Below are 13,661 nucleotides of genomic sequence, written 5' to 3'. Positions count from 1 at the left end.
AGATAGCCGAAAGGCAAACAGAATAAGGAGAATGGCCGTCACTGGCTCAGAGGAGAACGAACAGAGAAACACACGCACCACTAACGTAAATCATTGAAGTTAATGGTTATCTATTAAGTTCATGGCTACGTGCGTCCTGACAAAAGTGGCGGGCGTAGATCCATCCTATGCTCATCCGAGCAATTTACTCAATAAAGAGGCGTCGGGCTTGTTCAACACCCGAATAAAGTGTCGGCTGCGCGACACTTATTCTTATTTGTTATATGCGTTCTAAAATTGATTAAAAACAGCTTCGATTTTGTTGCCATCTAAATCCAGAACATAAGCTGCATAATAACCTTCACCATATTCAGGTCTTAGATTAGGCTTACCAGAACAAGTAGCTCCATTTTCAATTGCTACCTTATAGAAATTATCAACTGCTTCAGTATTTGGGGCATTAAAAGCGACATGAGAGCCATTACCATTAGTCGGACTATTTTCACAAGGACAACCAATCCAAAATTCAAAACTATCACCATAAGCTGCTGCAATTCCATCAATATAATGGGTGCGTTTTATTGATAGAGTTTCAAATACTGCATCATAAAATGCCACTGCCGCTACTACGTCTTTTGTACCAAAAGAAATATGATTAATGATCACGTCAATCTCCTTATTAATTTCTAATACTTTCAAGCATATAACGCCTGCATAACACGTTTGCTACGATACAGATTTACCTGAATTTTAACGCCTTAATCACTGAAACTAAAGGCAAACTGACAATGCCGAATGTAGCAAATCGTGTTGATGCATTTGTTATATTTATCTACCAGATACTAAAGTCCATTCAAAATCTTCATACCTAGAGACCAACTCTTCTTTTTTTAAATTAAGTCCTATACGACTCCCGAGAATTTCAACAATATCCCAGTAATCTATAGAGCTATCAAAGCACGGAGTAGTTTGCATAAATTTAGAGAGAGGGTGTACCATCTCACCGACTTCATGGTCTAGATTCATATTAATGCCATATCTAAAGTATTTGGAACATTCTCCTCTTACTCCTGCTGCTGGTAAATACTCATCGCCAAAGTTAATATTAAGTCCTTTAGTGATAGCAACATCATATATGTTTTCATCAATCTCAACCCATGCATGATCGTAACATGGTGAAACCCCCTCAATATTTGTTATTTCAGCTTTAAAAACACCAATACAAAGTTCTGACTGTATTTCTAACTCATTAAGCAATATATGATTGATTGCTGCAGTCGCATAGCAAGCACCACACCAATCATTTTCTTGAATATAAGATAAAGTGACATCTAATACTTTATCAACCGTACTCATAAACTTCCCCTTAAATATAACAGTGTATTAGACCCAAAAATGGTGTGTTTAAACACACCATTTAGTCCAACAACAACAAACTGCTATTCTACCATCAAGCGTAACGTTATGTTTTATAAAACTAAGATCCAAGTTCCAAAAGTTACCCTGTTAAAGAAAGACAAATCGGTGTAATTGAAGATTATGCACCGTCACCATCAGGGCTGCGTATCTAACCAGTACTTAAAACACGACAGATACGCTATCGGTCATTAGCTGAGAAGAGCCGCTGAGACATGGGAAATTCAGTGGCGCGGAATTTTGATGAGTTTCTACTCTCGCTCAAAAAGGGGCATAAACGAGCTAGATTCTAACCCTTTTCGACGGCAGCACGTTTCCAACCCTAGATTTCAGTGCATCAAGCGAAACCTGCATAGAACAGTATGAAGCAGATCTCGGTGTATCTTGAACCATAGTAAATGCAACAGCATTGCCTTTCACTTCATAAACAATCCGACAGAAGGAAGTGTCACTGGCTCACATGCTCTCAATCTGCAATTATATTAATCTAAGCCACATATTCTTGTTTCCAATTGCCTTAAAAAGCACTATCATCGCGCCGTTTTGGGGAGTAGTCATTCCGTCGCACTGTCGTCATCACGTAGCTTCCGCTACCGGCACGCGAGAACATAGCCATGCTGTGCTTTGACGAGACCAACGCCATTTATTCGCTTATTTTGCTTATAGCTGCGCGGTTGGTTAGGTATTCCCGTACCCCTATTTCCTCCGCGCACCGGAGGTGTCATGTTCCTAAGTGAACTTTTTTCAGGCTATGAAGGCCTATTAGTGCTTACCTTGTTGATGCTTGGCATCGACTTATTGATCACACGTGGAAAAATCAGTTTTCGCAGCGCAGCAATGTGGAGTGTGTTCTGGTTCTCTCTTGCGTTTGCTTTCGCGGGTGCTATTTATCTATTTTGGCCCCACATGGCACCAACCAGTGAACTGACAAACGGTGACGCCGCGACCTCGTTTATCACGGGTTATCTGCTGGAGAAATCTCTCAGCGTCGATAACTTGTTTGTATTTGCCCTGATCTTTGCGCAATTCAAAGTGCCAGAAAATCACGTCCCTCGCATCTTGATGCTAGGTATCGTCGGTGCATTAGTGCTGCGTGGCCTTATGATTTCACTGGGCGCTCCGCTTATCGCACAATTCCACGTCGTGCTTTACCTGTTCGGTTTCTTCTTGATCTGGACGGGCGTACAAATGTGGCGTCAGCATGGCGAAGAAAACGAATCGTTTTCTGACAGCTTTGCGGTAAGACTGGTGAAACGCTTCTTGCGCGTGAGCCCTGATTACGACGGCAACAAGCTGTTTACTCGCGATACGCTCGGCATTTTGGCAACCCCAATGCTGGTGGTTGTGATGGTGATTGCGATGACAGACGTGATGTTCGCGCTTGATTCTATCCCTGCTATCTTTGCGGTAACGCAAGAGCCGTACTTGGTGTTGGCAGCTAACGTGTTTGCTTTGCTTGGCTTGCGCTCGCTGTATTTCGTGCTTGGCGGCATGCTGAACAAGTTCGCGTATCTACACCATACGTTGGCGTTTATGCTGTGCTTTATTGGTACGAAGATGCTGTTGATTGAAACGCCATTTGCTATCGCGACGCCTGTGTCACTGGGTGTCATTTTGGCGTCGTTGACAATCGGTATCGGTGCGTCAATTTGGAAGCAACGTCAGCTCGAGAAAGTCGCTCTCTAACCATTCTTAACCCACGTTGCCTTGATGCTCTCACGGCAACGTCTGTTAAAAAGAAGTCGAAATACGATTAAAGAAAACGGGCTCATTACTGAGCCCGTTTCATTTCATTTTTTCAAAGCCTGAAGCTCCCCTCTTTCACTTATCTCGACAAGGCCTGCAAACGTTGGCTTCTAAAATCGTTCTTATTCAATGGTTCACCAAATTGGTAATTCGACCAAACCATGACGGTTCTTCTCCCGTTAAGTTCATTGGTCATATCCAAATTGAGCGGTCGCCAGCGACCCTTGTCGGGCAAGATATAGTCAGACAACAGTAACGTTTTTTCATGGACACCACGGCGATTATGGAAGATGACTTTTTGAGCTCGGTTGTGTTCCGTGTCCACCCAGATCACTCGCTTGCTGTATCCGGAATTTTTATTCATTGGATAGCTTTCGATGACTTCACAGGTCAGTTCGCTGTCAGGGCATGGCTCTGTTTTGAGCCATTTATAGGTATATTCATCCAATTCCTGTTTGGCGAGATCCTCATAGGAAAATTCTGACGAGACAAACTTGCCAGAGACATTCGAACTGGAAATACGTTTGGTACGCGACGCGGCGGGCAAATAAAGCCACTGGTGATCATCGTCAGGCTCAGTTCTGGCATGAGTGAGCAATGCAATGCCTCGCATGTCGCCAGGTGACTCAAACACCAGTACATTATATTCGCTCGGCGTGTTACCCAGATCTTCAAGCGTCAGACTACGAAACGACCGCTTAACTTCGCGATTACCGAGATATAAGATCATTTCGCCATCAGCACTTGAGGTGCCATAACCGCTATAGGACTGATCCATCTTTTCTGCTATTTCCCTTCCCTTCTCGGCATCATTGGCCAATAGATTGGGAGACATTAGAAGCAGCGTCACCGAAAGCATCAAGGGGGTAAACCTTCGCATATCAAACCTCCTGAACAGTGTGTTGTCGCAACATGCGGTCTGCTGTGATCAGCAGTGCGGGAACAAACAGAAAATCGTACAGCAGAGCGGTGATCACCACACCCAATGCTAACAAACCAAGATTGGCATTAATGGCAAAGCTAGACGTTGCCATTACCGCAAAGCCCAACGCAATGACAAGGGTGGTAACCATAAGTGCCAGTCCCACACCGGAATATACATCGACGATAGCTTGTTCGACGGAGTTTCCCTGCCGTCGCGAGTCCTGATATTTGGTAAGGATATAGACGGTATCATCCACAACGATACCCATGACCATTGCACCAACAACAGAGACAGCGAGATTAATCTCACCCACAAAGTAACCCCACATTCCAAGCACAATGAGGATCGGCAGCAAGTTCGGCACTAAGCTAAATAGCCCCATTGTCCAAGACCGCCAAGCGAGTGAAAGTAAGATTGAAATGGTGACAATGGTTGTGAGGTTACCCAAAAGCATCGACACACTGTTGCGCTCTGACACATACGCAAAGGCCAATGATAGGCCAGTGCCTGCCTGACCCGAGAGGAGTGGCGCATTTTGTTGCATCCAATCCTCTGCCGCCTGCTCAATAGCGATAGTGTCAGCAGATGAAAGGTTGTCTGTCATGATCGACAATCTAGACGAGGCATAATCCGGCGTAACGCGATCACTCAGGCTATGCCCATAAGGCGCTGATATTTCGTAGGTTGTTAGAAGTTGAGAACTAAGATACGGGTCGTCTGGCAGCTCGGCTGACGGTGTATTGTTAAACGCCTGATGCAACCGCGCTAGGTGGTCTGGCAAGGCTATCACGGCATTCACATGTGGCTGTTCTCGAAGCCAATCAGCAAACGCGGCCACTTGTCTTAAGTAATCCGGATCAGCCACTGTTTTGCCTTCAGGCGCATCGAAGGAATACTCGATTAGCCCCATTCCGCCCCAATGATCTTGAACCAAGTCAGTCTGAACACGGAAACTGTTTCTGTCATCAAAGTACTTTACAAAATTGTCATTGAACGTGATGAGCTGCAAGCCCAGTAGTGCGGTCACCGCTAAGGTTGAAAACACAAACAGAATCCAGCTGGCATTGTTGCACACACGCTTGGCCATCTTCCCAAAATGAATCTTAGGCAGTGCTGGCAATGGTTTGTTGCGGCGACGTAGCCATGCGAGTAGAACGAGTGGTGTCAACGTCAGGTTGACCACGAGGCTCGTTAACACCCCCAGCGCGGCAATGGTGCCGAGTTCGCCAAACGGTTCGACATCTGAAAAGTTAAGGCTCATAAACCCAACAAACGTCGTTAAGTTAGTCAACGACAGTGGAACCACGTTGTAAGCCATAGCCGCAAGCACCACTTTATGTGGATCAACTTTAGGCATCACGTGTCGTAGTTGGTAGGTTTTCGCAATAATGTGGACAGCGTTCGCGACCGCCAACACCAATATAATCAACGGTGCTGCGCCCGACGCGGTGTTTAACTGGAACCCCATCCATGCCACCGCACCCACCGCGCCAAGAATACTCAGCAGGATCACCATCAGCACAGTCAGCGAAGGAATCAACGCACGGAACAAGGCACCAATGAGTATCAACACCAGCAATATCATCGCGGGAACCAAAGAGCCAGAATCCGCATCGCTTGCTTCATTCAGGGCATAGTCGAGCATGACCAGTCCGGTGAGGTAAATCTGGTAGTCAGGGTATCGCTCTAGATACGCAGCCTGAAGCTCACGGGCATGAAGAGCCACGGTTTTCACAGCCTGTAAATCGTCACTCAACATGGCGACAGTCAAAAACACCGTTGCTGCATTGCCATCTTTGGCAATCAGATTTCCTACCACATCTGGGCGTTGTTCAAAAAAACGTGCCAGCGTTTGTTGCGTCTCGGGGCTTTGTTCTTCGCCAGATAAAATGAGGTCATCGACAATCATGCCGCCGCCATCCGCATCGGCGATGGGATCGATAAAGTTCACCAGTGATGTCACTTTGCGGGCGTAAGGCGACAACCAAAGTTCATCCGTCAGTTCACGTATCAATGTCAGTGTTTTTGGGCTGGTAGTTGACTCACCTTCCGGCGGAACCAACACAAACATGACATTTTCATCTTTGGAGTAATTCGCCTCAAGCTCATCCAGTGCAATTTTTTCTGGTGAACCGACAGCGAGAAAAACCCGAGCGGAATTATTAACCTCCAGTTTAGCGAGACCTCCCGCCAACAAAAATATCGCGCCCAACACGACAATCAAGGTGGTTTTGGTATGAGAAAGCACGTATGAAACCAAGCAAATCAGCCGTTTTTCAATGCCCAGTGGCTTATTTTTGTGCTCACTCATTAAACACCCGTCCTTTTTTCTCGTCATACAATGTCATGAATTGCTTTTGGCAGATTCGAATACTGGGTAGTAATGCATCAGAAAAAGACACACCATCTGCTTTCATGGCATTGATGGCGGAGCGGTCGAACGTCCAATTTCGACTCGCTATTTCAAGGTTGGTACGACAAAACGCATTGAAAGCACGAACACGCGGAGAAAGACCCTGATAATCGAGTGAATCATTATCTGGAGCCCATTCCAATGTGTTGGGTTGACCGATTTCGTCAAACAATAGTGACCACAAATCTTTCATGGTGGGCGCTTGTGATGAATCAGACACCACATTAATGATCTTGCCTTTGAACGGCTGGGACAATGCGTAACGCATGACGGAGATGAACGCGTCTTGATGGACAAAGTTCATCTGGGCATCAGGACAGGCAAGCCGCATCAAATCAATATTGTTTGGCAGTAAACGTTTTGCGCCATCCCAAAGCTGATAGATGCCGTAGCGCTTTCCTGCATAGCTCCCTGTTCGACTGTCGCCTATCACCACCGAAGGGCGGATGATGAGATAATCTAACCCAGACTCTGACACCAAGCGTTCGGCTTTGCGCTTTGTGCGGGTATACATGGTGGGGTCATCGCCCTCGTCACCATAAATCCGCTCTTCAATAAAGCCATCACTGACTGCGGGCGCAAAAGCGGTCGAAATGTATACATGCCTGTCTATTCCTTTCACTTTAGACTGCTCAAGTATCCAGCCCGTGAGCGCCACATTCACTGCATTGAGGTTTTCTTCGTTGAAGTATTCCACGGATCCGATGCAATTTATCACGGTATCAACACCTTCGATCTCTGGTGAGTCAAAGAGGTCATCGTTAAAGCAAACGGTGTCGAACAGGGCAGCAATCTCTTCATCACTCAAAGGCAGTATTGCCCCTGAGGCTTCAAGCGTTTCACGCGCAAGTTTTACAATGTCAGCTTGCAGTTCATCAAACGTCGCCGGATCTCGGGACGCAATCACAATTTGGTGTCTGGCATCCATCAATATGGCGGCCGCCACTAACCGTCCAATATAGCCATTCGCACCGAGCACGAGAATTCGCATTGGCATCCTTCCTTGTTAAGGCCGGGCAAAACATTATGTTTCACCCGGCTGCCACCTTAGTGACAACAGCGGTTTCCTGAAATATCTGCTTTGTCTTTGGGTTGCCATTTGGATGAATCATCATCCACCAGCGAGGAAAGTAGCGGCGCCACACGATTTGGATCAAAGCCAATACGATCGATTTTTTCCATGTAGGTATCGATGGCATCAATGCGCAATTGATCGAGGTCTTGCTCAATAACGCCCAACGAAACGGTGGAGCATTTAATACTGAGCTGATCGCACAAGCTAAAGCAGTTGTAATTCACCATGCTCATCATGGCTGGCATCACCGCCTTATGCGCCAATGCAAATGCGCGATGTACGTCTTCTTCATCGTTATCGAGCATGCGCTGTATCTCATCCACGCCATGTTGTAGGTGAGCCATTTCTTCGACGAGAATACTCGCCGCCAAGCTGCTGGTGTACTTATCCGTGTTGCGCTGCAGCGCGGTATAAGCCACCGTCGCGAAGGTTTCGACCATGATGTCCTGCGCAATGATGCAAGAGGTTAAATCTCCGACACTGGCACGCTCTTTCACAAAGCGACCGATCTCTTTCCACTGTGGCTCCACCATGGTTTTCATGGTTGGAAAATCAATGTGTTTGCCGAGCTTCGACAGTGCATTGATATGCCCCCCCTCGTCCCTCGCCTGCTTAACGACATGGATTTTTTCATCAACATCATCAATCAGCGGCACCATGGTGGTGTAGTTATTGACGGCCATAATTTCGCCGGAAATGGTGTTGGATATGACATAGGCCAGCAAGTCTTTGTACGCCTGACTTTCAAGGCGTTGCGTTTCATTCATAAGGTTTGACACGTCTTTTCTCCTTCATGTCCACTGGACGGTGACGTTGATAGGGAAAGCCGGCGATAAAGAAGCGGATACCGTGCAGTGCTTCTTAAAGTTCCGATCAATGGATGCTCGGTTCTGAGTGCTCAGACCACCGCCATCGTTTGCCTTTATCGTCACGTTGATTTCGCGGATGCGGGGATACCCTTCTTCGCCTTTGTGCACAGTCACTTGCGCGTCAGTGACGATACATCCTTCGTCGGTTTTTGCGCCGTGAAAGCGCATATGCTCTAAGAGCGACGCAGACAGACAATGTCCAACTGCACTGCCGAGCAGCGCCGGCGTTGATGGGCCGCTGTTCGTTCCCACGGGATCAGGTTCGTCGCTCATGTAAGGCTCCCCTGCAGGGTTGCCATGCTCGCTGGCGACGTTCTTGAATAAGTAATCTGTTTGGTAGGTCAGTTGCACATCGAACAACCGGGTATCTTTCGATTTCAATTCCATACACTTTGATTCCTTGTGATGACGAGGTGTTGAGCAACAGCATCTGCGCTCTTTATTGCTGAAGGCATGTGATTACACGGTTGAATTTCCGTGATAACGCCGCCGTTCATGTCGACTCTGGCGGTGCAGGCTTCCAAGCAGCCATCTAGACGATGAGACGCCATGAGTATCGTGGTGCCAGACTGCTGTCTTGCGAGGAGGAGTTGATTCACTTTCTGTGCATTGGCATCGTCTAGTGCTGAAAGCGGTTCATCCATCAACAACAAATCTGGGTCTCCGACCAACGCTCGTGCAATGGATACCCGCTGCTGCTGTCCGCCAGAAAGTTCTGTGGGGAATCGGTTTGCAAACTGCGCAACATCCAGTTCTTCCATCACAGATAGCGCTTTTTGTTGTTTATCGTGAAGCGTACTTTTCTCACGACATTCAAATCCCATGCACACGTTTTCAATGGCAGTAAGCTGATCAAATAACGCAGGTGTCTGAAAAACCGTTCCGGTTCGGGTACCCGGGCAACACTCCCATTTTTTACACCAGCAATCGACTGGCACACCAAACTTGAGAGCCCGCCCACCACTGAGCGGCGTTAAGTTGTTCAACACACTCAGCAGGGTCGACTTACCGCAACCACTGGGGCCAACCAGCATGTACCACGCGCCTGTCGGCACAGTCAGATTGACGCCATTAAGCACTGACACCGATTCTTGAATTGGCGAGTTTGAAAACCAATCACCAAAAAACCGCGGTGCAGCAGAAGACGTCACGCTAACCTTCGCTTCTTCAATGCATAGCGCTGGCTGAGAAAGATTTGGCACAGGTATCGACTGACGTGAAAACATTCATATTCTCCCGATCTAACCTTGCGGCCAGACCTCAATGCGATTTTCCAGCGGCATAGGGGTTTCACTGTCAGGTCCAAACCAACGGTTATATATTGTGAGGTACTCCCCGCTTGATTCGATTTCCTGTAGAGCCCGATTCACGGCGTCACGCATTTTGCTGTCGTTCTGAATCACGCCGAGACCATCTTGTTTCATGCCAATCGCTTCTCCGTTCAATACCGTGAGTGCCGGATTAGGATTGGCATAGCTGACAAGCACTTCTGCATCTTCTGCCCAACCATCAATTTTCCCAGCAAGTACCGCATTCATCGCAATTTGCTTGTTTCCGAATTCGATGATGTCTTCTTCATTGACCTGATGTCCGTTTTTCTCTAGCCAATGTTTCCAGTTACTAATTGAATGACTGCCTCGGTTCATACCTACTTTTTTACCCACCAAGTCATCAAGCGATTTCGCCCCATCTGTCCTCACTAAAAACGTCTGAGCTGACCAAAAGTAGGTTTGCGAGAAATCCACAGCGTCATCACGTTTCCATGTATGACTCATGGATGCCGCCGCGATATCGATCTTCCCATTTTGCAGATAGGTTATCCGCGTGATTTCATCAACGGGGATCCGTTTCATTTTGACGCCAAGCTTATCGGCTACGGCATTTGCAATATCGACGTCAAACCCCACCCAATCGCCTTTTTCGTTGATGAAAGAGTGTGGAGGATTATCCTGGCGGATACCTACAACGACCTCGCCTCGCTCTTTTACTTTATCGATAACTGAGCCAGTTTCCTCAGCGTGAACAGGAGTAAAAACAAGGGTTAGCAATGTGCAGATAGCGAAAACAATTCTGGGGAACATAAACTCTCCTTAGTTGATGCTTCGAGTCATTCGGTGTGATGTCCGAAAAACCGTGAGGCGCAGTCTTTCGCCGATAAGGTTTAAAAACTGCACGTTGATGAAATAAAGCGCAGAGCAAATGCCAAAGATGGTCATCCAATCTGACAATTGATAAGCACGACTCGCAAGCAGGTTGGTCAGCGCGCTCAGCTCAAGCAACCCGATCAAAATGACAATACTTGTGTCTTTGAAAAGTGAGACAAAATGCGTATGAATTGCAGGAAAGCTCTTTTTAAAAACCCAGTGAGCTCTCAGACGTGCATACCGTGCGAGCAGCCCCAGTTTGAGCACGTTTTCGACCCGCTCTAAATTTTCGGGGTACATATGAATGTACTTAGAAAAAATCGGCACAAGGTGTGACATGGAATAGAGTGTTAACGCTAGAATGCCCTTCACGAACGTCTCTAGTGGCAAGAAGAAGTCGATGGTAAAGATAATCACCAGCGGCGGTATGGCTCTCAGCAAGGCAAAACTTGTATCGGACGTAACCACGAATCGATGACGCTTATTGCAAGCACAAACCAGCAAATATGACAGCGGAACAGACATGCTTATCGTGGTAATAAATAGACACCATGTCAGAACGAGGCCGCCAGGTTGCGCATGAGGCAGACCAAATAACATCTTCTGAGCTATGTCAAAGCCACCTTCCATACACCGAAGCCCCTACTCACTGTTTAGTTCATTAAGTACCATGTTTAGATACTTGTATATTCATTATATCTAGATATACAGATATATTGATATCAATTATAAGAACAATGAGAATGCCCCGTTGGTTCAATGGTTTGTGAAACTGTGTGTTTTTAGCATGAGCATGCTAGTATTCACTTAGCCACACGTCCGATGTGTTGATAAAGCTAAGGTTTACAGCTTTCGTGAAAGTGGATGTAACTTGTGACGCCTGCTCACGGTCTGTTTATTTTTTACAGCAATATCTATAACTATGAATTCTGAAGAATCCGCAAAAATATTCGCCGCATTGGCTCAAGAGACAAGACTGGATGTATTCAGGCTGTTAATTAAAGCTGGGGAAAAAGGCCTATCATCGGGAGAGGTGGCTGATAGTCTGAACATTCGACAAAATACCATGTCCACCAACCTTTCTATTCTGCACAATGCCAAGTTGGTTCGCCGAAAACGTGAAGGCCGAATGATCCGCTATTTCGTCAATATGGAGACGATCGGTGTACTTCTCACCTTTTTACTCGAACATTGCTGTGGCGGAGAAAGCGATATGGTGAGTGAATTGGTCACCAGCCTGCAAAAAGGTTTTAACCAGTCAAACTGAGGGTGGGATCGACGTCAGATCGACGCCGTAGCCGCTTAGCGAGCAAATTCCCTGTGATGTGTACGCCGGAACCAAGCAGTACAAAAAGTATCGTCGCAAACACTAAGTAGGGGATCACCAGCGCCGTTTCTACCACGCCCGTTCTCATCGCTGCAAAAATACCGGTAATGGGAAACATCGAAATAAACGCTGTGTTGTGCAGATGATGGACGAGTCTAGCCGACACCGTGGGTACAAGTGCTGGCGCGCACTCAAGAAAAACCAGTTTTATTTTCACCCATGTGCCGAGTTGAAGCGTCGCCATATACTCGAGGGTATCTTGCTTAATGGTTGAAATCGCGGCTTCGATGATTTTTGCTAAATGCCCTGAGCTTGAAAAAGCAAGACCCACAATAATAAAGGTCGCAGCCACACTAAATCCCCATGCAACCCCAGGGATCACCCCTTCAATATCCAGTCCAGAAAAATAGGGGGACAGCCCTACGTTCCCCATCAAAAGGACGAATACCACCGTCGGGACACCGCGGGATACCTCAATCAAAACGTTGGACGTCATACGAAGTAAGAGAGAATGGCTTCTCCCACACAGAACATATATCACGGCGAACAGCAGGCTCAGTGCCGCTGAAAGCACAAAGAAAACCAATGTCGTCAGTGTGGGAACCACAAATGATGCCAGAAACGTGGCCAAGTCAATATTCATTGCTTAAGCGCTACCTAAACCCATAATTGGTAAATGAGCCCCCAAGCAAACGAGCCAATAAGTGCGAAGCTAACATAAAATATCACCACTTGAATACGCGCCACGGCGACGACGGCAATCATGGCTGGAATGGATGTTATGCCACCCGCTATCAAGAACGCCATGCCAGCTCCCGGTTGCATGCCTTTGTTAATCAGCTCTGCGATAAGCGGGACAGCGACATACCCATTGATGTAAGCGGGAACCCCGATGATCGCCGCCCATAAGATAGGCGTTTGTGTATCTCCACCAAATGAAGACGTCACCCACTCTGTAGGCACATAGACCACCAGCAAACTTTCGAGCAAAAAGGCCAGTGCTAGCCATTTCAATAGAAGCGTCATGATATTGGTGGTCTTTTCAATAAATACCGCTTTACGCGGCGCTTCTTCCCAGAATCGCCAAACAGGTTTATCCACGTGGCTTAGGGTTGTCGTATCCCCCGTCACGGAAGGTTTTAAAGGATTAACGAGATAGCCTGCCTTTTGCGCCAGATACACGGACCAGCCTGCAACCAATCCCAATACGATTGCGCCCAACGCCTTCATCGTCGCGAATTCCCAACTGACAATCCCAGCAGTCAAAAGATACATAACGGGATCAATAATGGGGCTGGCAATCCAAAAGGCCATTACTGGCGCGAGTGGCACACCCATCGCAAGCATTGCTGCAATCAGAGGAATGACACCACAAGAACAGAACGGCGACAATGCACCAAACATCGCCGCGGTGAGGATCACGACGCTTGGTCGTCCCTGAAGCGCATCTGCGATCAGGCTGTCTGCTTGTGTTGCCGTTACATAGGCATATATCAATGATGAAGCCAAAATGAAGGGAACAATCAACACAAACGTGTCGCCCATAAACAGCAGCGAGGCCGACAACTGCTGTGGATCAATCACAGCAATCGAAAGAAGTACAAGTAGAAAGACGGTCCAAACTGGCTCTAAAAAGGTGCGGTTATAACCAAAATTAATCAGCCCTGAGACAATACTGGACATACATTTCTCCTCCTGTGGGTTTCACTTTTGATGTCATACAGCTTATTATTCAATATATCAGGAATTATAGATATGTCAGGTGGG

General features: G+C 46.9%; 14 protein-coding genes. 2 read left to right on the top strand and 12 right to left on the bottom strand.

Annotated features, from left to right (window positions below; translation table 11 throughout):
• Positions 1 to 270: 270 nt before the first annotated feature.
• Together ACED36_RS12465 and ACED36_RS12460 are read right to left on the bottom strand one after the other, a co-directional pair.
• The gene (locus ACED36_RS12465) at positions 271 to 645 is read right to left on the bottom strand and encodes a VOC family protein (RefSeq protein WP_371733344.1); all 375 of its coding nucleotides are present in this window, start codon (positions 643 to 645) and stop codon (positions 271 to 273) included.
• A 162-nt stretch (positions 646 to 807) separates the two neighbouring features.
• Positions 808 to 1,335: a hypothetical protein gene (locus ACED36_RS12460; protein ID WP_371733343.1), complete on the bottom strand. Its 528-nt coding sequence runs from the start codon at positions 1,333 to 1,335 to the stop codon at positions 808 to 810.
• Between the two features lie 783 nt (positions 1,336 to 2,118).
• On the opposite strand from ACED36_RS12460, the gene ACED36_RS12455 reads away from it, so the two are divergent.
• Positions 2,119 to 3,081, top strand: a complete 963-nt coding sequence (locus ACED36_RS12455) for a TerC/Alx family metal homeostasis membrane protein (protein WP_371733342.1) — start codon at positions 2,119 to 2,121, stop codon at positions 3,079 to 3,081.
• Positions 3,082 to 3,220: 139 nt separating this feature from the next.
• On the opposite strand, the gene ACED36_RS12450 is transcribed toward ACED36_RS12455, so the two are convergent.
• The 8 genes from ACED36_RS12450 to ACED36_RS12415 all read right to left on the bottom strand — a co-directional run bounded on the left by ACED36_RS12450 (position 3,221) and on the right by ACED36_RS12415 (position 11,197).
• Positions 3,221 to 4,021 carry an outer membrane lipoprotein-sorting protein gene (locus ACED36_RS12450; protein ID WP_371733341.1) on the bottom strand — a complete coding sequence of 267 codons (801 nt, stop codon included), beginning with the start codon at positions 4,019 to 4,021 and terminating at the stop codon, positions 3,221 to 3,223.
• A gap of 1 nt (position 4,022) precedes the next feature.
• Positions 4,023 to 6,377 carry an RND family transporter gene (locus ACED36_RS12445; protein WP_371733340.1) on the bottom strand — a complete coding sequence of 785 codons (2,355 nt, stop codon included), beginning with the start codon at positions 6,375 to 6,377 and terminating at the stop codon, positions 4,023 to 4,025.
• Positions 6,370 to 7,470, bottom strand: a complete 1,101-nt coding sequence (locus tag ACED36_RS12440) for an NAD-dependent epimerase/dehydratase family protein (protein WP_371733339.1) — start codon at positions 7,468 to 7,470, stop codon at positions 6,370 to 6,372. Before ACED36_RS12440 ends, ACED36_RS12445 begins: the two co-directional genes overlap by 8 nt.
• Before the next feature lie 56 nt (positions 7,471 to 7,526).
• Entirely contained in the window at positions 7,527 to 8,333 is an 807-nt protein-coding gene (locus ACED36_RS12435) for a ferritin-like domain-containing protein (RefSeq protein WP_016958187.1), read from the bottom strand.
• A 12-nt stretch (positions 8,334 to 8,345) separates the two neighbouring features.
• Positions 8,346 to 8,696 carry an OsmC family protein gene (locus tag ACED36_RS12430; protein ID WP_241819172.1) on the bottom strand — a complete coding sequence of 117 codons (351 nt, stop codon included), beginning with the start codon at positions 8,694 to 8,696 and terminating at the stop codon, positions 8,346 to 8,348.
• A gap of 104 nt (positions 8,697 to 8,800) precedes the next feature.
• Positions 8,801 to 9,649, bottom strand: coding sequence for an ATP-binding cassette domain-containing protein (locus ACED36_RS12425; RefSeq protein WP_371733338.1), 849 nt, complete (start codon positions 9,647 to 9,649; stop codon positions 8,801 to 8,803).
• Between the two features lie 15 nt (positions 9,650 to 9,664).
• A complete protein-coding gene (locus tag ACED36_RS12420) occupies positions 9,665 to 10,504 on the bottom strand; it encodes a transporter substrate-binding domain-containing protein (RefSeq protein WP_016958190.1) in 840 nt (279 codons plus the stop codon).
• A 9-nt stretch (positions 10,505 to 10,513) separates the two neighbouring features.
• On the bottom strand, positions 10,514 to 11,197 hold the full coding sequence (locus tag ACED36_RS12415; RefSeq protein ID WP_016958191.1) for a hypothetical protein: 684 nt from the start codon (positions 11,195 to 11,197) through the stop codon (positions 10,514 to 10,516).
• Positions 11,198 to 11,489: 292 nt separating this feature from the next.
• On the opposite strand from ACED36_RS12415, the gene ACED36_RS12410 reads away from it, so the two are divergent.
• On the top strand, positions 11,490 to 11,834 hold the full coding sequence (locus tag ACED36_RS12410; RefSeq protein WP_016958192.1) for a helix-turn-helix transcriptional regulator: 345 nt from the start codon (positions 11,490 to 11,492) through the stop codon (positions 11,832 to 11,834).
• Here ACED36_RS12410 and ACED36_RS12405 read toward each other — a convergent pair.
• Together ACED36_RS12405 and ACED36_RS12400 are read right to left on the bottom strand one after the other, a co-directional pair.
• Positions 11,818 to 12,537, bottom strand: coding sequence for a hypothetical protein (locus ACED36_RS12405; protein WP_016958193.1), 720 nt, complete (start codon positions 12,535 to 12,537; stop codon positions 11,818 to 11,820). The genes ACED36_RS12410 and ACED36_RS12405 overlap by 17 nt on opposite strands.
• 14 nt (positions 12,538 to 12,551) lie before the next feature.
• On the bottom strand, positions 12,552 to 13,577 hold the full coding sequence (locus tag ACED36_RS12400; protein ID WP_371733337.1) for a permease: 1,026 nt from the start codon (positions 13,575 to 13,577) through the stop codon (positions 12,552 to 12,554).
• Positions 13,578 to 13,661: the final 84 nt, after the last annotated feature.

This window comes from Enterovibrio sp. FF113, assembly GCF_041439165.1.
In the GTDB taxonomy this organism is placed as follows: domain Bacteria; phylum Pseudomonadota; class Gammaproteobacteria; order Enterobacterales; family Vibrionaceae; genus Enterovibrio; species Enterovibrio norvegicus_A.
This window is presented reverse-complemented; position numbering and strand designations above follow the sequence as displayed.

What these genes read in the sequence shown, in the direction of transcription:
- ACED36_RS12460 (WP_371733343.1), bottom strand. Translation starts at nt 1,335, where the DNA reads ATGAGTACGGTTGATAAAGTATTAGATGTCACTTTATCTTATATTCAA.
- ACED36_RS12440 (WP_371733339.1), bottom strand. Translation starts at nt 7,470, where the DNA reads ATGCGAATTCTCGTGCTCGGTGCGAATGGCTATATTGGACGGTTAGTG.
- ACED36_RS12455 (WP_371733342.1), top strand. Translation starts at nt 2,119, where the DNA reads ATGTTCCTAAGTGAACTTTTTTCAGGCTATGAAGGCCTATTAGTGCTT.
- ACED36_RS12450 (WP_371733341.1), bottom strand. Translation starts at nt 4,021, where the DNA reads ATGCGAAGGTTTACCCCCTTGATGCTTTCGGTGACGCTGCTTCTAATG.
- ACED36_RS12415 (WP_016958191.1), bottom strand. Translation starts at nt 11,197, where the DNA reads ATGGAAGGTGGCTTTGACATAGCTCAGAAGATGTTATTTGGTCTGCCT.
- ACED36_RS12430 (WP_241819172.1), bottom strand. Translation starts at nt 8,696, where the DNA reads ATGAGCGACGAACCTGATCCCGTGGGAACGAACAGCGGCCCATCAACG.
- ACED36_RS12400 (WP_371733337.1), bottom strand. Translation starts at nt 13,577, where the DNA reads ATGTCCAGTATTGTCTCAGGGCTGATTAATTTTGGTTATAACCGCACC.
- ACED36_RS12405 (WP_016958193.1), bottom strand. Translation starts at nt 12,537, where the DNA reads ATGAATATTGACTTGGCCACGTTTCTGGCATCATTTGTGGTTCCCACA.
- ACED36_RS12420 (WP_016958190.1), bottom strand. Translation starts at nt 10,504, where the DNA reads ATGTTCCCCAGAATTGTTTTCGCTATCTGCACATTGCTAACCCTTGTT.
- ACED36_RS12410 (WP_016958192.1), top strand. Translation starts at nt 11,490, where the DNA reads ATGAATTCTGAAGAATCCGCAAAAATATTCGCCGCATTGGCTCAAGAG.
- ACED36_RS12425 (WP_371733338.1), bottom strand. Translation starts at nt 9,649, where the DNA reads ATGTTTTCACGTCAGTCGATACCTGTGCCAAATCTTTCTCAGCCAGCG.
- ACED36_RS12445 (WP_371733340.1), bottom strand. Translation starts at nt 6,377, where the DNA reads ATGAGTGAGCACAAAAATAAGCCACTGGGCATTGAAAAACGGCTGATT.